Source organism: Serratia sp. G204Y, assembly GCF_051172435.1.
Lineage (GTDB): Bacteria > Pseudomonadota > Gammaproteobacteria > Enterobacterales > Enterobacteriaceae > Serratia > Serratia sarumanii.
Genome location: NZ_JBPIZA010000001.1, coordinates 2,670,981 through 2,691,980 on the forward strand (window position 1 = coordinate 2,670,981; position 21,000 = coordinate 2,691,980).

Here is a 21,000-nt window from a genome sequence, read left to right on the forward strand (position 1 = left end):
AGGTAAAGTTATGCAAAAAGCAGTATTGATAACCGGCTGCTCCAGCGGAATTGGATTGATTGCGGCGCAGGATCTGCGCAACCGCGGCTACCGGGTGCTGGCCGCCTGCCGCAAGCCGCAGGACGTGGAAAACATGCGCCAGCTCGGGCTGGAAGGCATCGAGCTGGATCTGGACGACAGCGCCAGCGTCGAGCGCGCCGCCGCCGAGGTGATCGCGCTGACCGGCGGCCGTCTGTACGGCCTGTTCAACAACGGCGGCTTCGGCGTTTACGGCCCGCTCAGCGGCATCTCGCGCAGCCAGCTGGAGCGGCAGTTCGCCACCAACCTGTTCGGCACCCACCAGTTGACCCAGTTGCTGCTGCCGGCGATGTTGCCGCACGGCGAAGGGCGCATTATCCAGACCAGCTCGGTGATGGGCCTGGTCTCCAGCGCCGGGCGCGGCGCCTACGCCGCCAGCAAATTCGCGCTGGAAGCCTGGTCGGACGCACTGCGCATGGAGCTGCACGGCAGCGGCATTCAGGTCAGCCTGATCGAACCGGGGCCGATTTCCACCCACTTTAGCCAGAACGTCAATCAGACGCAGAGCGACAAGCCGGTGCATAACCCCGGCATCGCCAAGCGCCTGACGCTGCCGCCGGAGGCCATTCTGCCCAAACTGCGCCACGCGCTGGAAAGCCCGCGCGCCAAACTGCGCTACCCGGTGACCCTGCTGGCGCACGCCATGAGCGTGCTGCGCCGCATTCTGCCGGGCCGCTGTCTGGATTGGCTGCTGCGCAGCAACGCTTAATTCGCCCGCCGGGGTTGAAGAATGGCGGCGCGCCCCCATCTACTCCCCATGGCTCCGCACGATCAGAGAGAAAAAAGATGCTAGCTCAAGCTGTTGTTGATATTAACGAAACTAACCTGCACCAGACGCTGGAACAGTCGATGTCCATTCCGGTGCTGTTCTACTTCTGGTCCGAGCGCAGCCAACACTGCCTGCAGCTCACGCCGGTGCTCGACAAACTGGCGGCGGAATACGCCGGCCAGTTCATTCTGGCCAAGGTGGACTGCGACGCCGAACAGATGATCGCCTCCCAGTTCGGGCTGCGCTCCATTCCGACCGTCTACCTGTTCAAAGATGGCCAGCCGGTCGACGGCTTCCAGGGCCCGCAGCCGGAAGAAGCGATCCGTGACTTGCTGCAGCGTTTCCTGCCGAAGGAAGAAGATCTGAAACTGGCGCAGGCGCAGGAACTGCTGGCCGCCGGCAACGCCGCCGAAGCGCTGCCGCTGCTGAAAGACGCCTGGCAGAGCAGCCAACAGCGCAGCGACATCGGCCTGACCCTGGCCGAAACTCAGATCGCGCTCAGCCGCAGCGAAGACGCCGAAGCAGTGCTGGCGACCATTCCTCTGCAGGATCGCGATACCCGCTATCAGGGCCTGGTGGCGCAAATTGAACTGTTGAAACAGGCGGCCGACACGCCGGAAATCCAACAGCTGCAACAGCAGGTGCAGCAGCAGCCGGACAACGTTGAGCTGGCGGTGCAGCTGGCGCTGCAGCTGCATCAGGTCGGGCGTAACGAAGAAGCGCTGGAGCTGCTGATGGGGCATCTGAAGAAAGATCTGGCCGCCGCCAACGGCAACGCGCGCAAGACCCTGATGGACATTCTGGCCGCGCTCGGCACCGGCGACGCGCTGGCCGCTAAATATCGCCGCCAGCTGTACTCGCTGCTGTACTGATATACCCTTCGTCTTTCCAGCCGCATCGTTGTTGGCTGCACGTTCGAACCCCAGTCACTTAGTTATCTAAGCTCCTGGGGTTTCTCACGTTTGCCGCCTAGACGCAACTGGAAATCCATTGGGTATATGTGTTGTCCCAAAGTAAATATTGAAGGGTATCCCCTAAATAGTTCGAGTTGCATCAAGGCGGCAAGTTTGTAAGTCCCCGGGAACTTACTCAAGTAAGCGACCGGGGCGCGCAAACGCAGCCAACACAGATGCAGCTTGAAATATGACGGGGATATCAGCGATAGACCCGCACCCCGCCCTCCACGCCCGCCGGGCTGAACAACACCTGCCACAGCTGAATGTTGCGCGAACGGAACGCGCCGGCGCAGGCGTTCAGGTAATAAGTGAACATGCGTTCGAAGCGCTCGGAATAGCCGCCGGCCAACTCTGGCCACGCCCGTTTGAAGTTCTCCAGCCAGGCCATCAGCGTGCGATCGTAATCGGCGCCAAAGTTGTGCCAATCCTCCATCACGAAACGCCCTTCGCTGGCCTCGGCGATATGCCGCACCGAAGGCAGGCAGCCGTTGGGGAAGATGTATTTGTCTATCCAGGCGTCGACGTTGAGATCGGTCTGATTGGAACCGATGGTGTGCAGCAGGAACAGGCCGTCGGGCTTCAGGTTGCGCGCCGCGACGCTGAAATAGGTCTCGTAGTTTTTCGGCCCGACGTGCTCGAACATGCCGACCGACACGATGCGATCGAACTGGCGATCAAGATCGCGGTAATCCTGCAGCAAGATCTCGACGTCCAGCCCGGCGCAGCGTGCCTGCGCCAGCTTCTGCTGCTCGGCGGAAATGGTCACGCCGTGCACCGAGACGCCGTAGTTTTGCGCCGCAAACTGCGCCAGCCCGCCCCAGCCGCAGCCGATATCCAGCAGCGTCATGCCCGGCTTCAGCTGCAGTTTTTCGCAGATCATCCGCAGCTTGGCCTGCTGCGCCTGCTCGAGCGTCTGCGCCTCTTTCCAGTAGCCGCAGGAGTATTGCATGTAGGGATCGAGCATCGCCCGGAACAGGTCGTTGCCGATGTCGTAGTGCTCTTTGCCCACCTGCCAGGCGCGCTTGCGCGATTGGCGGTTGAACAGCCGGGCATAGGCGATGCGCGCGATGTCGCTCAGGCTTTTCGGCAACCGCTCATCGACGCCGGCCTGCAGAATGCGGGTGAACAGCATGTCCAGCCGTTCGCACTCCCACCAGCCGTCCATATAGCCTTCGCCGAAACCGAGCGAGCCTTCCTGCAAAATGCGTTTGAACAGCGCCGGGTTGTGCACCCGGATATCCCAGGCGCGCGGGCCGTTGATGGCGACGCCGGCTTCCGCCAACATCTCCTCCACAATGCGATACCAGCGATCCTTCTTCTGGGCGAGTTCATCAACACTGAGCGAATCCATAACAATCCTTGGCCGAAATGTCATTTCAAAAAGCATAGTCGCAAATAAAAATGACAAATTTTTGACGGTAAACACCGGGGTGTTTTTACTCTAGCCAAGGCGAGCAACATCATGAAATGAATAAAAATTATTGAAATTATGCCATTTAGGCATACTTATCCGCGCCAGCGCGGGCGCGGATCAACCGCCGGCGGCTAAGGTAAAATAGAGGTGCCGGCCTGGCCCGCCAGCACCGCGTCGATATCCTGCAGGCCACCGATATGCGCCGTCCGCCCGGTGCGATCGACGAAGCGGCTGACCGCCATGATCTTCGGCCCCATGGCGCCGTCCGCCACCGCCATCGGCGCCAACTCCTGCGTGGTGGCGCGCCGAATGGCGCGCTGGCGCGGCGTGCCCCACTCCTGATACACCGCGTCGGCGTCGGTGAGGATCAACAGATGATCGGCCCCCACCTGCTCCGCCAACAGCGCCGCCGCCAGATCTTTGTCGATCACCGCTTCGCTGCCCGTCAGCCCACGCTCGCCGGCGATCATCGGGATGCCGCCGCCGCCGTAGCCGGGCTGTTAACTCACCTGCACGACAAATACCCGTTCACCCAATTCCACATTTCCCGCCAGGTGTACATGGGCGTGTGGGACGCGTTGCTGAATGAGGATTGCCATCTGGCGATCGGCGCGGCGGGCAATGAATCGCTGGAAAACAGCATCAAGGTGCTGCCGCTGGGCAAAATAGAGTGGGTGTTCGCCATCGCGGCGACGCACCCGCTGGCCGCCGCCGCCGATCCGCTGAACGAAACGCAGCTGCGCCCTTACGCCGCGATCAACGTCGAAGATACCGCACGCCATTTGGCCAAGCGCACCGCCTGGCTGCTGTCGGGCCAGCAGGAAATCAAGGTGCCGGATCTGCGCACCAAGCTGGAGTGCCATCTGCGCGGTCTCGGGATCGGTTTCCTTCCGCGCCGGCTGTGCCAAACTTATCTGGAGAGCGGCGAGTTGGTGGCCAAACAGCTCAAATACCCGCGCCAGTCTTCTCCCCTGTCGCTGGCCTGGTCCGATGCTCGCGGCGGCGAAGCGGTGCGCACCCTTATCAACCTGTTCCAGACGCGGGATCCGCTGATCGCGGGTTTGATCGGCGCTCTGGATTAAGTCGCGGTATCGGTAGGCATTTTTCCGGCGCTGACGTAATATCTGTTTACATATGTCTGACAGGAGGTTTGCATGCTTACTTTTATCCCCATCGTGATCGTCGTCGCGCTGATTGTGGTGTTCGCCGGCGTCAAAATTGTGCCGCAGGGGTTCCAATGGACGGTAGAACGCTTCGGCCGCTACACCAAAACACTAATGCCGGGCCTGAACCTGGTGGTGCCGTTCATGGACCGCATCGGCCGTAAAATCAACATGATGGAACAGGTGCTGGACATTCCCTCACAGGAGGTGATTTCCCGCGATAACGCCAACGTCGCCATCGACGCGGTGTGCTTTATCCAGGTGGTCGATCCGGCCCGCGCCGCCTACGAGGTCAGCAACCTCGAACAGGCGATCGTCAACCTGACCATGACCAACTTCCGCACCGTGCTCGGCTCGATGGAGCTGGACGAAATGCTGTCTCAGCGCGACAGCATCAACAGCCGCCTGCTGCACATCGTCGATGAAGCGACCAATCCGTGGGGGGTGAAAATCACCCGTATCGAGATCCGCGACGTGCGGCCACCGGCGGAACTGATCGCCTCGATGAACGCCCAGATGAAGGCCGAACGGACCAAGCGCGCCGACATCCTGGAGGCGGAAGGGGTGCGTCAGGCGGCCATTCTGCGCGCCGAGGGGGAGAAACAGTCGCAGATCCTGAAGGCCGAGGGCGAACGCCAGTCGGCATTCCTGCAGGCGGAAGCGCGTGAACGCGCCGCCGAGGCCGAGGCGCGCGCCACCCAGCTGGTGTCCGACGCCATCGCCAGCGGCAACATTCAGGCGGTGAACTACTTCGTGGCGCAGAAATACACCGACGCGCTGCAGAAGATCGGTTCCTCCAACAACAGCAAGGTGGTGATGATGCCGCTGGACGCCAGCAGCCTGCTCGGCTCTATCGGCGGCATTACCGAGCTGCTGAAAGAAAGCAAAGGCAAATAATCATGCTTGAACTGATCGCGGCGAATCCGCTGTGGTTTTGGCTCTCCCTCGGGGGCGTGTTGCTGGCGGCGGAAATGCTCGGCGCCGGCGGCTACCTGCTGTGGAGCGGCGTGGCGGCGCTGTTGGTCGGCGTGCTGATCTGGCTGCTGCCGCCGCTTTCCTGGGCGTGGCAGGGCATGATCTTCGCCGTCCTGACCGTCGTCGTCGCCTATCTGTGGTGGTACTGGCTGCGCCGGCGCCCGGCGGCCGCATCCGGCGGTTCGCCGGTGCTCAACCAGCGCAACCGCCAGCTGATCGGCACCCGCGCTACGCTGACGGAGCCAATGCACAACGGCATGGGGCGCATCAATATCGGCGACAGCAGCTGGCGCGCGCAGGCGGCGGAAGATCTGCCCGCCGGTACCGAAGTGGAAGTGGTGGCGGTGGAAGGGGTCACGCTGGTGATCCGCGCCATCGGCCGTTAATTTGAACGACAGCATCCTGCCAAGTTGTTGATGATGGGGCACTCCGCCCCCTCGTCGCCCGGACATTGGTCGGCCAGCGTCACCAGGCGCTGGCGCATTTCGCCCAGTTCGCTGATGTGCCTGTCGATCTCCGCCACCTTCTGCAGCGTGCGCGCCTTCACGTCGGCGCTGTGGCGGGCCGGATCGTTGAACAACGCCACCAGCTCGCGGCACTCGTCCAGGTTGAAGCCCACCTGCCGCGCCTGGCGCAGCAGCGTCAGCTCTTCAACGTGCCTGGCGGAATAATGGCGGTAACCGTTATCGCTGCGGATCGGGGCGGTAATCAGCGCTTTCTCTTCGTAAAAACGAATCGTTTTGCTGGTTAACCCGGTTTTTTTCGCGACGTCGCTAATATTCATTTTCCCTCCTTGACCTTACCCTTGCTGGAAGGTTTAAGCTCCATTCTTAGTGAAAACAGGTCCGGCGGTCAACCTTTAAACACCGCCTTTTAAGCAAGGAGTTCAATCATGTCACACACCACTATGCTGGCATTGCAGGGGCTGTCCTGCATGAACTGCGCGCAGCGGGTGAAAAAAGCCCTGGAAAGCCGCAGCGATGTCGAACAGGCGGACGTTAACGTGCATTACGCCAAAGTGACCGGCGACGCACCGGACAGCGCGCTGATCGACAGCGTGATCGCCGCCGGTTATCAGGCCGAAGTCGCGCCGCGCGCCGATACCGAACTGCAGCTGAGCGGCCTGAGCTGCATGCACTGCGTCGGCACCACCCGCAAAGCGCTGGAAGCGGTGCCGGGCGTGTTCGCCGCCGACGTCGCTATCGACAGCGCGAAAGTGTACGGCGATGCCGATCCGCAGGCGCTGATCGCCGCGGTGGAAAATGCCGGTTATCACGCCGGCGTAGCGGGCGCCGTCGCCCCAAAAACTGAGCCGTTGACTGACGCAACACCTTCGTTGCCGGACGTTCAGCCAGCGGCGCAATCTCCCCTTCCGGCAACCGACGGCGCGGACGACAGCGTACAGCTGCTGCTCAGCGGCATGACCTGCGCCAGCTGCGTCAATAAAGTGCAGCAGGCGCTGCAAAGCGTTCCCGGCGTTGAGCACGCGCGCGTCAACCTGGCGGAACGCAGCGCGCTGGTGACCGGCGCCGCCGATGCGCAGGCGCTGGTGGCGGCGGTGGAAAAAGCCGGCTACGGCGCCGAAATGATTCAGGACGAGACCGAACGCCGCGAGCGCCAACAGCAGACCGCACGCGCCAACATGAAGCGCTTTAGCTGGCAGGCGGCGCTGGGTCTGGCGTTGGGTATCCCGCTGATGGCCTGGGGGCTGTTCGGCGGCAGCATGACGCTGACGCCGGAAACCCAGCGCCCCTGGCTGCTGGTCGGCGTCATCACCCTGGCGGTGATGGTGTTCGCCGGCGGGCACTTCTACCGCAACGCCTGGCGCGCGCTGATGAACGGCAGCGCCACCATGGATACCCTGGTGGCGCTCGGCACCGGCGCCGCCTGGCTCTATTCGATCGCCGTCAACATCTGGCCCGATTTCTTCCCGATGGAGGCGCGCCACCTCTATTACGAGGCCAGCGCGATGATCATCGGTTTGATCAACCTCGGCCATGCGCTGGAGCAGCGCGCCCGTCAGCGTTCTTCGCAGGCGCTGGAGCGGTTGCTGGATCTGACGCCGCCTACCGCACGGCTGGTAACCGACGACGGCGAGCGCGATATCCCGCTGGCGGAGGTGCAGCTCGGCATGACGCTGCGGCTGACCACCGGCGATCGCGTGCCGGTCGACGGTGAAATCGTGCAGGGCGAAGTCTGGCTCGATGAAGCGATGCTGACCGGCGAAGCGGTGCCGCAGCAGAAAGGCCCCGGCGATACGGTGCATGCCGGGACGGTGGTCGACGACGGCAGCGTGCTGTTCCGCGCCGCCGCCATCGGCAGCCAAACTACGCTGGCGCGCATCATCAAACTGGTGCGCCAGGCGCAGAGCAGTAAACCGGCGATTGGCCAACTGGCCGACCGCGTTTCAGCGGTGTTCGTGCCGGCGGTGGTGGCGATCGCCCTGTTCAGCGCGGCAATGTGGTACTTCTTCGGCCCGCAGCCGCAGCTGGTCTACACGTTAGTGATCGCCACCACGGTGCTGATCATCGCCTGCCCGTGCGCATTGGGATTGGCGACGCCGATGTCGATCATCTCCGGCGTGGGCCGCGCGGCGGAGTTCGGCGTGCTGGTACGCGACGCCGACGCCCTGCAGCAGGCCAGCCAGCTGGACACCCTGGTGTTCGACAAAACCGGCACCCTGACCGAAGGGAAACCGCAGGTGGTAGAGATCCTGACCTTCAATCAGGTCAGCGAACGGCAGGCGCTCGGCTGGGCCGCCGCGCTGGAACAAGGCTCCAATCACCCGCTGGCGCGCGCCATCATGGAACGTGCCGCCGGGCAAACGCTGCCGCAGGTGGCGCAGTTCCGCACCCTGCGCGGCGCCGGCGTCAGCGGGGAGATCGACGGCGTGCAGGTGCTGCTGGGCAACGCCGCGCTGCTGGAGCAGCATCAGGTCGCGACCGCCGAACTGGAAGCGCCGATGCGCGACCAGGCCGAACGCGGCGTGACACCGGTGCTGCTGGCCGTTAACGGTAAACCGGCCGCGCTGTTCGCCATTCGCGATCCGCTGCGCGAAGACAGCGTCGCGGCGCTGCAGCGCCTGCACCAGCAGGGGTATCAGCTGGTGATGCTGACCGGCGACAACCCGGTGACCGCCAACGCCATCGCCAAAGAGGCCGGTATCGATCGGGTGATTGCCGGGGTGCTGCCGGACGGCAAAGCGGCGGCGATCAAACAGCTGCAGGCGCAGGGCCAACGCGTGGCGATGGTCGGCGACGGCATCAACGACGCCCCGGCGCTGGCGCAGGCCGACGTGGGCATCGCGATGGGCGGCGGCAGCGACATCGCCATCGAGACCGCCGCCATCACCCTGATGCGCCACAGCCTGCACGGCGTGGCGGATGCGGTGGAACTGTCGAAGGCCACGCTGCGCAACATGAAGCAGAACCTGTTCGGCGCCTTTATCTACAATACGCTGGGTATCCCGATCGCGGCCGGCGTGCTCTACCCGCTGACCGGCGCGCTGCTCAGCCCGGTGGTGGCGGGCGCGGCGATGGCGCTGTCGTCGATTACCGTGGTCAGCAACGCCAACCGGCTGCTGCGTTTTAAACCCAGGAAGTGATCTCAGGGGCGCCGTCATGGCGCCCCGCCGTTTTCCGGGCTTTCCTGCGCGGCGGATAGCGTTTAGCATGAATGACGATTTTCCCTCGCCTTTCATGCTGAAACGCGCACCCGTTATTCAGGAGCCACGCCGTATGGGTCAACTGTTACGCCGCCTCGCCGCCTTTCTCGGCCTGATCTCGCCCAAACGATACGCTTATCCGGCGCTGGACATCACTCTGCCGGGCGATCGTCGGCTGCATCTGGTGGGCAGCATCCATATGGGCACCGTCGATATGTCGCCGCTGCCGGCGCGGCTGGCCACCCGGCTGCAGCAGGCCGACGCGCTGATCGTCGAGGCCGATATCACCGGCGCCGCCTCCCCTTTTGACCACGCAGAACAGCAGCCGGCGCTGGAACAGCGCCTGTCCGCCGAAGAATATCAACGGCTGCTGACGCTTTGCCACGAGCTGGGCGCCGATCCGCACGCCTTCGCCACCCTGCCCGGCTGGCAGGTGGCGCTGATGATGCAGGCGCGCCAGGCTCAGCGTCTGGGGCTACGGGCGGAGTACGGCGTGGACTATCAGCTGCTGCAGGCCGCCCGCGCGCATGACAAACCGGTGATCGAGCTGGAAGGGGCACAGCAGCAGTTGGCGATGCTGGAACAGCTGCCGGAAGGCGGCATCGCGCTGCTGCGCGATACGCTGGAGCACTGGCACACCAACGCGCGGCTGCTGCAAACCATGGTGAGCTGGTGGCTGGACGCCAAACCGCGCGGCACGCTGGACACCCTGCCCGCCACCTTCAGCGCCGGGCTGTACGATGTGCTGATGCATCAGCGCAATCGCGACTGGCGGCATCAGTTGGAGGCGCTGCCGGCCGGGGACTATGTGGTGGCGGTTGGCGCATTGCACCTGTACGGCGAGGATAACCTGCCGGCGATGCTGCAGCCACAGGGCTAAAAAAGAGGCCAATATCGCTATTGGCCAGTCAAAGAGGAATTTCTTGTATTGTAGTTATACGCATAGCAACCGTGTTAACGGTTACAACAAACAGGGTAGCAACCCGGTGAATATCTTGGCAACCCGCTTTATGTAACAGCCGCTCAGGTTGCCGGGCGGGTTGGATTTTTGTATTTTTAAGGCTGGTTATCACCCCTTCCCCGTTAGGGACATTTTGGACAATACATTATGACGCCCGCAGTCGTTCTGCTCGAGAAACAAAAGGTCGCCTTCACCCTTCATCCGTATCACCACGACAGCGACGAAACCAACTTCGGCGACGAAGCGGTGAGAAAGCTGGGGCTGGATGCCGATCGGGTTTACAAAACGCTGCTGGTGGCGCTGAACGGCGACGCCAAACATCTGGCGGTGGCGGTCACGCCGGTCGCCACCCAGTTGGATCTGAAAAAGGTCGCCCGCGCGCTCGGCGCCAAAAAGGCCGAGATGGCCGATCCGCAGCTGGCCCAGCGCGTCACCGGGTATCTGGTGGGCGGCATCAGCCCGCTGGGGCAGAAAAAACGGCTGCCGACAGTGATCGACAGCCCGGCGCAAGCGTTCGCCACCATCTACGTTTCCGGCGGCAAACGCGGGCTGGACATCGAACTGGCCGCCGCCGATCTGTGCCGCCTGCTGGCCGGCAGCTTCGCCGACATCGCCAAGCGCGACTGACGCCGCCTTCTCAGCGGCACACCACCGAGGCGTCACAGGCCGCCAGCGTCTCGACCAGGCGATCCTCCAGCGCTTTCACCTCTGCGCCGGGCACCAGGTAGTTGTTGCTGATGATGGCGAACGCCAGCGGCCGCCCGGTCGCCGAGTCGACATAGCCGCTGAGCGACGATACCCCGGTCATGGAACCGCTCTTGGCGTGGGCGCGGCCGGCAGCCGCGCTTTTCACCATGCGGCTCCGCAGCGTGCCGCCCACCAGCAGCCCCGGCTGGCCCGCGATGGGCAAGGCGTTATACCACTCGGCGAACCACGGCTGTTTTCTGGCCGCCAGCAGCAGCGTCGTCAGCTGCTGCGGCGTGATCTGGTTCATGCGCGACAGCCCGGAACCGTCCACCTGGCGATACGCGCTGGCCTCGATGCCCTGGCTTTGCACAAACCGGCCGATCGCCTGCAGGCCGGCGGCCCAGTCCCCCTTGCCCTGCGTCTTGCGGCCCATCGCTTTGGTCAATACCTCGCCGTAACCATTGTTGGACACTTTCAGGAAGGTGACGGCCAATCGGGAGAGCGGCGGCGAGGTTTTTTCCGCCAGCAGCCGGGCGCCCGCAGGGGTCACGCCTTCTTCAGCGTTGCCGCGCAGCGTGATGCCGTGCGCGCGCAGGGCATTTTGCAATAAGGCGCCAACCACGCGGGCGGGCTGATCGACGGTAATCAAGCGTGAGCTGGCCTCCGCCTGCGCGGCGACGGTGCCGCTGACCACGATTCGGTTGCTGCCCGGCTGGCGATCGAACGTCAGTGCGGTGTCGCCGCCGGTGGTGGTGCGGTTGACCAGCCTCACCGCGTCATTGGCGGGATAGAAACTCACCCGCCCTGGCGCACCGGCGCGGGCGCCCGGCTGCACGTCCACCTGCACCACGTTGATATCGCCGCCGGGGGTAAAGGCGTAGTTCAGCGCCGAGATCGGCGCGGCGAAGGCGAAGGGTTCGTCGTCCCAGCTCCAGCCGGCGCCGAATGGCGTTTGATCGAACGCGCTGGCATCCAGGATCAGCCGCCCATGGATATGGCGAATGCCACGCTGCGCCAGCGTGGCGGCGAAGCTGTCGAGATCGTCCGGGTGCAGCGTCGGATCGCCGCTGCCCTGCAGATAGAGATCCCCCCGCAAGGTGTCGCCGCGCTGCTCGCCGGTGGTCAGCAGCCGGGTTTCAAACCGGTAATCCGCCCCCAGCACGCCGAACGCCGCCAGAGACGTGAACATCTTCATGTTGGAAGCCGGCGCCAAACGCTGCTGCGCGTGCGCCTGATACAGCACGGTGCCGCTCTCGGCGTCGCGCACCATCACGCCGTTCGACGCCCCAATCAGCGCCTTGTCCTGGCCGAGGGCCGTCAGCGCCTGGCTAAGCGTTTGCTCATGACGTTGGCCGGATGACGAACACCCCGCCAGCGCCAGGATGGCGGGCAGCAGCCAGCCTGCGGTTTTCAACATGTCATCTTCCTGCTTGCGTTATCAAAACCAAATTGCCGCTCAGGCTATCATTAGAAGGCGGCGACGTCCTGTTTTCCATTCGCTGAACAAAGATTTTTGCCTGTTGATATTATAAAACAAACAATAATAAGAATTGCTAAACAATCCAGGCAATAAAGTTTGAATATGAACTATATTATGTGAAACAACCTTTAATATAATGTTAATGTTTTTAATGTGTCGTGTTGACAATATACAAAGCCAAAGCTATCGTTACTCCCCATTAAAACCCACAACCTATTATTAATAACAATTTACTTATATGAATTTTAAAATGTGATCTCACTCACTGACTTCCATAGGGAATAACACGCCATGTCTGCAAAAACAGGGCCCGGTGGTCATCATGTTATTTTTGATGGCGCGGGCATCGGTGACTTTTGTCCTGAAACGTCGCTGCTTGAAAACTTTGAAAGATTAAATATCGACATCCCCAACCTATGCCGAAAGGGGAGGTGCGGCTGTTGCAAATTACTTCTAATCAGCGGAAATATACGCCATGAAAAACAGAGTGCCTTATGCGAAGAGGAGTTAGAAGAGAATATTATTCTAGCCTGCTGTGCCTATTCACAATCGGATATTGAAATAGAACTCTATTAATAAGGATTAACCGATGAGCCTCATTGAAACCACGTTGAAAAAATGGGATCGCGCCGCGATTGTCCGCTCCCGTCCTCGTCGCCTTCTCAACGAACAGGACAGCCAATCAACCCTTTTCTTCCCCCTCGAACGTCTGCCGCTGTGCCTCCATCCGCGCGTTGCCGCGCTCGGTGAACAAGCATTGCGCTATATTCAGGTGCAAACCCTCTACCACTACCTGAATGGCATCGCCAACATCGAGTTGGATATCATCAATGATTCCAGTTACAAGCTCTACAAAAACGCGGTCGGCGTAGACTTTCCGCTTGAAATGCGCTTAGACGCGCTGACCGTGGTCGTGGATGAGTCCTATCACGCCCTGGTGGCGCTGGATCTGATCAATCAGGTAGAGCAGATGACGTCCATTGCGCCGCTGCCGATGCCAAAAGACACCGAGGCTTCCTATGCCCTGGCGCAATCGTTGGCAATGGGGGACGAACGGCTGCGCGAACTGCTGCGACTGGTGTGCGTGTCTCTGTCGGAGCAGGCGCTGACGACCGATCTTATCGATGTGATCAACAACGAAGATATTTTCCCGACCTTCTATCTGGTGATGAAAGATCACGTTGCGGATGAAGGCCGCCATGCCCGCTTCTCACAGCAGGTGCTAAGCCATATCTGGCGCCACAGCGACGCGGCGACCAAGCAAGCGTTGCAACAACCGATTTTGGCTTTCCTGGAAGGCTACGCAACCGACGCTATCGCCAAAGATTTCAGCGCCTGCATGTTGCGCCAACTCGGACTGGCCGAAGCGGAAATTATCGACATCATCGCAGATACTTATCCAGCAACGCATGTTAAACCGTGGGAAACCAATAATATCGTCACGGAACAAATGCTGGTGGCACTGAATAAATCAGGCATTCTGGCTGATTTGCCTATCGCCGATGCGCTGCATGCAAAAATCTAATTAACCGGCATAAAAAGTCAGCACCCTTTGATATTCCGCAAGGGAAATCATTATTCTCAGGAAGCAAAAATGGAATTACTTCATATTGGCTATTTCGGCGACAGTGCCTGCGGTAAATTATTAACAGACGAAATCCAGGAATACGGCCATCAGGTTAGTTTTATCAGTCTCGAACGCCGTCCAATCGAAAAATTCGATCTTATTATCACCACTGAAAATAACGCTGAAACAATACGACGGCTGCAACAGCAGGGAAAAAATCTGCTGACGATCGTAACCAATAAAAAAAATATTAGCGACATTGATACCCTGCAAAACCAAGAACACTTTTCTCTGTACTTTAGCTCCGCCGGCCAAGCCGCTTATCTGTGCGACGCGCTGTCCGATATGCCAGCAGGCGCCCAACTTCCCCTGCTGCAGGAAAAGCTTGTCGACATTGTGGTCGAGCTTTCGCGTGGCGGCTTACCGCACGCGCAAGACACTCCCTACCGTTTGGCGCGTAAATACTATGCCGAATCACCGACGCGCATGCGCGAGTTGACCGCATTGCTGATGGAACGCCTTGGCGATCAGATGCAGGGGCGTTGCGGCAGCGATCTCTGCCATCTCACCTGGCAACCCGGCGCCGACTTCCATACGCTGCCGGTGGCGGACATCACGTCCCCCGCACAGCTGCAACATTTCTTCTTTAATGAAACCGGCGCGCTCAAACAGGGGCGCTATGCCCAGCCACGAGCGATGGTCGACGTAGCGGCTTGCGGTGACGGCACTCAGCTTACCCTGTATGGCGACGACATGCGTTTCAACGCGTTCACCGACTATCTTGACGCGCTATTGGCAGATCCGGCCGATCCCGTCGCCGCGCCCATTGTTACTCAACCTCAAACGTTGCATCGCCTGAGCCAATTCAACGCAACCGACGATGCCAAGCTGCTGGCGCACGACGTCATCGCTTTGTTCCGCCACGCCGCCGCCGCTCATCCGCAACAGGCCGCGCTGCATGCCGATGGCCAGATATACAGCTATGGCGAGATCGATCGCGCCTCGGATCAGTTTGCCTGTTGGCTGCTTGAACACTGCGGGGCCGCCAGCTCGGTCGTCGCCGTCTCGATGGACAAGTCAGCGACGCTGCTGATCGTGCTGTTGGGGATACTGAAAAGCAATAAAACCTATGTACTGCTCGATCCGCAGGCGCCAGCGGCGCGCAATCAAAGCATTCTTGACGACGTGCAGCCTGCGCTGATTTTGGCCGACTCGCCGTTGCACTCCGGCGACGCGCCGTGCATTGCGCCATCAAGCATTGACTACCGTTCGCTGAACATCCATGCGGAGCAACTCCCTCAATCGCGAGACGCACTGGCCTACGTCTGCTATACCTCCGGGACGACCGGCAAACCCAAAGGCGTCATGATAGGGCGTGAGGGCCTGAGCAACGTGGCGCAAAACCACCGCGATTTCATTGGCCTGGCGCAAGGCAGTCGCGTGCTGGCCATCGCCTCGTTGGGTTTCGACGCCTTCGGCTGGGACGTCTATGGCGCGTTGGTCAGCGGTGCGACGCTTTATCTGGCGCCCTCGGAGCTGCATACCGATGTCGGCGCGCTGCACGATTATCTGACTCGACACGATATCGGCCATATCACTATTACACCGGCAATTCTGGAATTGTTGCCCCGCGAGATGTGGCCGGGACTGCGGACAATGATCGTCATGGGAGACGCACCGCCAGCGGACGTCGTCACCTGGTGGGCCGAGCGCACCCGATTGTGCAACGGTTACGGGCCGACCGAGGCTTCCATTGCCACTTCGCTGTGCGAGTATCGTCCAGGCGTTCCCTGGAACTGCATTGGCAAACCGCTGAAAAACTACCGTTGTCACATCCTTGATCCCCACCACAATCCACTGCCGGTCGGTTTTGAGGGCGAACTGTGCATCGCCGGCAGCGGCCTGGCGCACGGTTACCTGCATCAAGAGGCGCTGAGCGCAGAGAAGTTCATTACCTGTCGGCTACCGTATATGGCGGCCGAAGAGCGCCTTTATCAAACCGGTGACATCGCCAAATGGGACGAACAGGGCAACATTATTTTCGTCGGCCGCCGTGATCACCAGGTGAAGATACGCGGTGTACGCATCGAAATGGGTGAAGTGGAAAGCGCCGTCCGCAGTCACCCCCTGGTTGAAAGCGCCTGCGTGGTGGCTCGCAGCCAGCCCTCGGGCAAAATTCTCGCCGCCTTCGTACAACCCGCTTCGCCTGAGCTGACGATCGACGCGCTGCGTCACGCGTTGGTCACACAGCTCCACCCCGCCGCGATCCCCAGCGTCTTTATTTTCTTGCCGGCGCTGCCGCTGACCATCAATGGCAAGATCGCCCGTCAACAGTTGGAAAACTGGCCGCTGGATGAACGAAATGAGCGCCTGACGCCACCGGAAACAGAAACTGAGGCCATTCTCGAGCGCATCGTGGCCAACGCCATCGGCTGTCCGCAAGCCGACGTCACACAGGAGTTCATCAACCTGGGCGCACACTCGCTGACAATGAGCAAAATCGTCGCGCTCGTCGCACGCGATCTTTGCTGCCACCTGAGCATCGCCGATCTGTTCCGCCATAATACGGTACGCAAACTGGCCGAATATATCGAGAATAAGGCCGTTGCCGCGGAGCGCGCCATCGCTATCTGCGACGAACGCCGCGCGCCGCTCAGCCCTCAGCAGAACCTGCTCTGGTACCTGAGCGCATTGAATCCTGACGACTGCAGTTACAACCTGCCGCTGGCGATAGACATCCAGGGCTCGCTCGATCTGGCGCGCTTTGAACAGGCGATCAATTTTATCTATGAAAAACATGAAAGCCTGCGCACTCGCTTCGCCGAAACCGACGGTGTCGCCTATCAGTTGGCAGAACCGCATACCCCGATTCGCCTTGCCGACCACTGGGTGGAAGGCCAAACGCTGTCGGCAGAAAAGTGGGTGCGCCAACTGTGTGCCACGCCTTTCGACATCACCGCTCGGCCGCCGCTGGTGCTTCGGCTGGTACAGTATCATCAGCAGCACCATGTTTTGATTTGGGTAAAACACAACATAATTACCGACGCCTGGAGCGAACAGCTGATCCTTAACGATCTGTGGCAGCGCTATAACGAGCTCGACGATCACAATGGGTTTGACGCGCCGCAACCGCAGATCCAAACCATTGACATCGTCAACAGCGGCATCGCACCACCTGCGCCGGCGGATGTCGCTTACTGGCAACAGCAACTGCAAGGCTGCCGCGAACTGGACTTCCCGCTGGATAAACCACGCCCGCTAATGCCGACACATGCCGGAGAACGCATCCATTATCAGCTGCAGCCCGACGTGGCCGGTCTGCTGGCGTCACGGGGCAAAGCGCTGGGCGCCACGCCTTTCGCCTTGCTCTGCGCGGCATTAAGTTTACTGCTCAGCCGTTATACCCAGCAGCAGGATATCGTCATCGGCACCGCCATTGCAGCGCGGGACAACCTGGATCAGGCGCAGGTCAGCGGCTTCCATGTCAATACCGTACCGCTGCGTATCCAACTGAGCGAACAGGACACCCTGGCCGAGCTGATCGGTAACATGATGGAAACCTGCATCGGCGCCTATCAGCATCAGCAGCTCTCGTTCGACCGGATCTTGCACCAGATCGAATACGAGCGGATGTCGAACAAAAATCCGTTATTCCAAATCATGGCGATCCTGCAGAACGCCGGCGACGTATGCCAACAAAACCTGCACGATTGCACGCTGCATCGCTTGCCGCTTTCGTCCGGCTTCTCGATGTTCGATATGACCTGGAACTTTAGTGTGGAACAGGACGCCGTCGCCATCGAACTCGATTACGCCAGCGAACTGTTTTATCCCGCCAGCATGCAGATGCTGTTGGACAACTATCAGCAAACGCTGCGGCAACTGCTCACCCTGCCGGCCAACACGGCGCAGCGTGCCCTCAACCCGCTATGCGAACGGGAGCAACATTGGCTGCAACAGTTGGCCGTCAGCTCGGACGCTGGTTCAGGTGACTCGCTGCTGGTGCAAATTGCTCGCTTGGCACAAACCCAGCCTGACAGTCTCGCCGTCAGCTGCGAACGGCAACAGTACAGCTACCGTCAGCTGTGGGCGCAGTCTGAGCGCATCGCGCATGCATTGCAGCGCATCGACAGCAAGCCTTTTTCGGTCGGCGTCATGATGGAGAAAAGTTGCCACGTCGCCGTACTCCTGCTCGGCGTGCTGAGAGCCGGCAAACACTACGTGCCGATTGACGTACACTACCCGGCCGACCGCGTGAGCTACATGATCGAGAACGCGCAAGCCCGGTTGCTGGTGACCGATGGTGAGCCAGAGCAACGTTGGGCCAGTCCCGCCGTCGGTTTCGACTCGCTGGTTTCTCAACCTGCAGCGGCCGACACATTGCCGATCCCAGCCGACGATACGCTGGCCTACATCATGTACACCTCAGGCTCAACCGGTAACCCCAAAGGCGTGATGATCACCCACGGCAACCTGAACAATTTCACCCACGACTTCGTCGGGCGGCTGGCGCTGAGCGCGAGCGATAAGGTGCTCAGCCTGACCAGCATCAGCTTCGATATTTTTGGGTTGGAACTGTTCTGCTCGCTGGCCGGCGGCGCGCACGTCACGCTGTGTCCACGAGAAACCGCCATGGATCCGGTCAAGTTGTATCACTTTATCGAGCGACAGCAGCCCAGCGTGATTCAAGCGACACCTACCGTCTGGAGCACCATCGTCCACCATCTGCCGGCGGCGGGCCAGCGCCCCCTGACCGTGCTGTGCGGCGGCGAGAAGATGCCGGCGGCCTTGTTGACGCAATTGCGACGCATCGCGACACGGGTGCTACAGGTGTATGGCCCGACGGAAACCACCATCTGGTCGACCTGCGCCGATCTGACTCACGAAGGCGCGAGCGACTGTATCGGCACGCCGATACAGTCAACTGACGTTCTGGTCATGGATCAGGCCGGCAACCCGATGCCAAGCGGCGCATTTGGTGAGCTATGGCTGGGCGGCGCAGGGGTATCACCGGGGTATTGGCGCAACCCGACGCTGAGCGATAAGGTCTTTCTACGGCGCCAGGCGTTCGGCACCGAGCGCTATATGTACCGCACCGGCGACATTGTGCGGTTTAATCGTCAGGGGCAGCTGGAATACCTCGGCCGGAACGATCACCAGGTCAAAATTCGCGGCCACCGCATCGAATTGAGCGAAATCGATCTCAGTTTATCCTCTCTCGACAATATCGAACGGTCGCTCAGCTTAATTGTCGGTGAAGGCCAGCAGGCCCGCATCGTCAGCTACCTGCAGTTAACGCCGGGAGAGGAGCTGAATGAAAAAGCGGTGCGCACGGCGCTGAAAGCTCGCTTGCCGAATATCATGATCCCGTCCGGTTTTGTGGTGCTGTCGGCCTTCCCGCTCACCAACAACAATAAAATCGACATTCTTCGGCTACCGGCGCCGGAAACCCGCTACTCGGCTTCCGAAGCGGACTACACGCCTGCGGCCAACGAGGCGGAAAGCGCCATGCAGCATATCTGGCAACAAGTCTTGTCGCAGACGCAGATCAGCGTCTGCGACAGCTTCTTCAGCCTGGGTGGAAATTCACTGCAGATCCCGCAACTGCTGCACGCCATTCGTCAACAGATGGGCGTCTCGCTGACTATCCGCGAATTCATCATGCACAGCCAGATCCGCGAACTCACCGCGCTGGCCTTGAGCAAAACTGCCGGGGTCGCCGATGAAACGCATTGAGGTGTACCACCATGGACGTTGTCATCACCTTGACTACCGAGAGCCGCTGCGGCTCTCGGCCAGGCTGGACTTCACCGATAACCCGACCAACCTTTATGGCGTGGCCCCCGCCGATTCGGCGCCGCTGAGTTACGGCGATACCGTCGCCAGCGTGCGTCATGGCGGGGTCTGCAACGCCGAGCGTATCAGCCTGGTGCCACACTGCCACGGCACGCACACCGAATGCATCGGCCATATTCTTGCTGAAACGCACAACGTGGCGGATTTGCCGCTTGAACCGTTCATCGCCGCCACCCTGATTCGCGTCAGGCCGCAACGCGCGGACGGGACCACGGAGAGCTATAACGCCAGCGCTGCCTCTGAAGATTGGCTGATTACCCAGGCGGCGCTCGATGACGCGCTGGCGCCGTTGTCGGGCGACTACCTGCAGGCTTTGGTGATAGCGGTCGAGACGCCGAGCGATTTCCGCGCCGCAGCCTGCGCGCCCTACTTCAGCCATCAAGCTCTGGCGCGCATCGTCGAACTCGGCGTCCAGCATCTGTTGGTGGATATTCCGTCGATCGACCGGCTATACGACGGCGGACGCATGGACAACCATCGCCGTTTTTGGGGGCTTGATGCCCCCGACAGGCCGCACTCCGGGCGCAAATACGCCTCCGTGACCGAGCTGATTCAGGTTCCCGCGCACGCCGCGGCGGGACACTATTTTCTGACCATTCAACTGCCGGATTTGAGCGGGGATGCCCTTCCCAGTCGGCCCGTCCTATTTTCGTTTTCTACAGGGAAAGTGACATCATGAATTACGCCAGCTATCTGCAGCTAAACCAGCTGCTGTCACTGCAACAGCCAGCCTCGCCGTCTGCGGAACACCGCAATGAAAACTTGTTTATCATCACTCATCAAACCTACGAGCTCTGGTTCAAGCAGTTGATCGATGAGCTTCATCTGGCGATTGCGCTGATCGAAGAAGGAGATATACCGGCGGCGATCGAAACGATGACGCGCGTCAATGCCATTACCCAAACCGTGGTGAATCAGATCGCCGTGATTTGCACGCTGAAGTTTCATGAATTCCAGCGTTTTCGCAGCTATCTCGGCACCGCCAGCGGTTTCCAATCCTACCAGTTTGCCGGCATAGAAGCGCTGCTCGGCAAGGAAAACCCAAAGAAACTACAACAGTATCAAGGTGATGAAGAGGCACAGCGCCGATTGGCGGCTATTATCCAACCGGTTTCCCTATGGCAGGCGATACGCGGCCACCTGATGCGTCTCAATGACCAGCCCAATCAGGCGGCGCAAGGCTTCGACGACATCATCAGGCAATCGCTGACGCGTTCAGGCTGCGAGTCGCTGCTGCTCAACCAACTGCTTGATTTGGATTCACTGCTGCAAGAGTGGCGCTACCGCCATGTGAAACTGGTGGAGCGTACGATCGGGCAGCGGAAAGGTACCGGCGGTTCATCGGGTTCGGACTATCTTAAATCTACGCTGTTCACGCCGATCTTCGATGAATTGTGGAACGCCATCAACTGAGTGCATTCCCTTAACGC

General features: G+C 60.6%; 16 protein-coding genes and 1 pseudogene. 13 read left to right on the forward strand and 4 right to left on the reverse strand.

The window, feature by feature from the left end; translation table 11 throughout:
* Positions 1–10: 10 nt before the first annotated feature.
* Together ACSBQQ_RS13170 and ACSBQQ_RS13175 are read left to right on the forward strand one after the other, a co-directional pair.
* The gene (locus tag ACSBQQ_RS13170; RefSeq protein ID WP_033637386.1) at positions 11–787 is read left to right on the forward strand and encodes an SDR family oxidoreductase; all 777 of its coding nucleotides are present in this window, start codon (positions 11–13) and stop codon (positions 785–787) included.
* A gap of 77 nt (positions 788–864) precedes the next feature.
* Positions 865–1,719: a co-chaperone YbbN gene (locus tag ACSBQQ_RS13175; protein ID WP_025160052.1), complete on the forward strand. Its 855-nt coding sequence runs from the start codon at positions 865–867 to the stop codon at positions 1,717–1,719.
* A 283-nt stretch (positions 1,720–2,002) separates the two neighbouring features.
* Here the strand turns inward: ACSBQQ_RS13175 and cfa are convergent, their stop codons facing one another.
* Both cfa and ACSBQQ_RS13185 read right to left on the reverse strand, forming a co-directional pair.
* Positions 2,003–3,154 carry a cyclopropane fatty acyl phospholipid synthase gene (cfa, locus tag ACSBQQ_RS13180; protein ID WP_033637384.1) on the reverse strand — a complete coding sequence of 384 codons (1,152 nt, stop codon included), beginning with the start codon at positions 3,152–3,154 and terminating at the stop codon, positions 2,003–2,005.
* Positions 3,155–3,348: 194 nt separating this feature from the next.
* Positions 3,349–3,705 (reverse strand): annotated as a pseudogene (locus ACSBQQ_RS13185) (carbamate kinase); the annotation flags it as partial.
* Here ACSBQQ_RS13185 and ACSBQQ_RS13190 point away from each other — a divergent pair.
* The 3 genes from ACSBQQ_RS13190 to ACSBQQ_RS13200 all read left to right on the forward strand — a co-directional run bounded on the left by ACSBQQ_RS13190 (position 3,592) and on the right by ACSBQQ_RS13200 (position 5,741).
* Positions 3,592–4,299: a LysR substrate-binding domain-containing protein gene (locus tag ACSBQQ_RS13190; protein WP_080377018.1), complete on the forward strand. Its 708-nt coding sequence runs from the start codon at positions 3,592–3,594 to the stop codon at positions 4,297–4,299. The pseudogene ACSBQQ_RS13185 and the gene ACSBQQ_RS13190 sit on opposite strands and share 114 nt — an antisense overlap.
* 72 nt (positions 4,300–4,371) lie before the next feature.
* Positions 4,372–5,277 carry an SPFH domain-containing protein gene (locus ACSBQQ_RS13195; protein WP_004940203.1) on the forward strand — a complete coding sequence of 302 codons (906 nt, stop codon included), beginning with the start codon at positions 4,372–4,374 and terminating at the stop codon, positions 5,275–5,277.
* A gap of 2 nt (positions 5,278–5,279) precedes the next feature.
* Positions 5,280–5,741, forward strand: a complete 462-nt coding sequence (locus ACSBQQ_RS13200) for an NfeD family protein (RefSeq protein ID WP_033637369.1) — start codon at positions 5,280–5,282, stop codon at positions 5,739–5,741.
* Here ACSBQQ_RS13200 and cueR read toward each other — a convergent pair.
* Positions 5,738–6,139 carry a Cu(I)-responsive transcriptional regulator gene (cueR, locus tag ACSBQQ_RS13205; RefSeq protein ID WP_033637368.1) on the reverse strand — a complete coding sequence of 134 codons (402 nt, stop codon included), beginning with the start codon at positions 6,137–6,139 and terminating at the stop codon, positions 5,738–5,740. The genes ACSBQQ_RS13200 and cueR overlap by 4 nt on opposite strands.
* Positions 6,140–6,247: 108 nt before the next feature.
* On the opposite strand from cueR, the gene copA reads away from it, so the two are divergent.
* The 3 genes from copA to ybaK all read left to right on the forward strand — a co-directional run bounded on the left by copA (position 6,248) and on the right by ybaK (position 10,607).
* Positions 6,248–8,959 carry a copper-exporting P-type ATPase CopA gene (gene copA, locus ACSBQQ_RS13210; protein WP_060429125.1) on the forward strand — a complete coding sequence of 904 codons (2,712 nt, stop codon included), beginning with the start codon at positions 6,248–6,250 and terminating at the stop codon, positions 8,957–8,959.
* A 133-nt stretch (positions 8,960–9,092) separates the two neighbouring features.
* Positions 9,093–9,899, forward strand: a complete 807-nt coding sequence (locus tag ACSBQQ_RS13215; protein ID WP_033647253.1) for a TraB/GumN family protein — start codon at positions 9,093–9,095, stop codon at positions 9,897–9,899.
* 228 nt (positions 9,900–10,127) lie between these two features.
* The gene (gene ybaK, locus ACSBQQ_RS13220; protein WP_004940240.1) at positions 10,128–10,607 is read left to right on the forward strand and encodes a Cys-tRNA(Pro)/Cys-tRNA(Cys) deacylase YbaK; all 480 of its coding nucleotides are present in this window, start codon (positions 10,128–10,130) and stop codon (positions 10,605–10,607) included.
* Between the two features lie 10 nt (positions 10,608–10,617).
* Here the strand turns inward: ybaK and dacB are convergent, their stop codons facing one another.
* On the reverse strand, positions 10,618–12,084 hold the full coding sequence (dacB, locus tag ACSBQQ_RS13225; protein ID WP_033647254.1) for a D-alanyl-D-alanine carboxypeptidase/D-alanyl-D-alanine endopeptidase: 1,467 nt from the start codon (positions 12,082–12,084) through the stop codon (positions 10,618–10,620).
* Positions 12,085–12,438: 354 nt separating this feature from the next.
* Here dacB and ACSBQQ_RS13230 point away from each other — a divergent pair, with 354 nt between their 5' ends.
* The 5 genes from ACSBQQ_RS13230 (at position 12,439) to ACSBQQ_RS13250 (ending at position 20,983) form a co-directional block, all read left to right on the forward strand.
* Positions 12,439–12,723: a 2Fe-2S iron-sulfur cluster-binding protein gene (locus ACSBQQ_RS13230; RefSeq protein WP_072071886.1), complete on the forward strand. Its 285-nt coding sequence runs from the start codon at positions 12,439–12,441 to the stop codon at positions 12,721–12,723.
* A 13-nt stretch (positions 12,724–12,736) separates the two neighbouring features.
* Positions 12,737–13,672, forward strand: coding sequence for a diiron oxygenase (locus ACSBQQ_RS13235; RefSeq protein WP_033647255.1), 936 nt, complete (start codon positions 12,737–12,739; stop codon positions 13,670–13,672).
* A gap of 69 nt (positions 13,673–13,741) precedes the next feature.
* Positions 13,742–19,450, forward strand: a complete 5,709-nt coding sequence (locus ACSBQQ_RS13240; RefSeq protein WP_060429127.1) for a non-ribosomal peptide synthetase — start codon at positions 13,742–13,744, stop codon at positions 19,448–19,450.
* Positions 19,437–20,249: a cyclase family protein gene (locus tag ACSBQQ_RS13245; protein WP_060435817.1), complete on the forward strand. Its 813-nt coding sequence runs from the start codon at positions 19,437–19,439 to the stop codon at positions 20,247–20,249. The genes ACSBQQ_RS13240 and ACSBQQ_RS13245 overlap by 14 nt, the downstream gene beginning before the upstream one ends.
* Positions 20,246–20,983, forward strand: a complete 738-nt coding sequence (locus tag ACSBQQ_RS13250; protein ID WP_033647260.1) for a tryptophan 2,3-dioxygenase family protein — start codon at positions 20,246–20,248, stop codon at positions 20,981–20,983. The genes ACSBQQ_RS13245 and ACSBQQ_RS13250 overlap by 4 nt, the downstream gene beginning before the upstream one ends.
* Positions 20,984–21,000 lie beyond the last annotated feature (17 nt).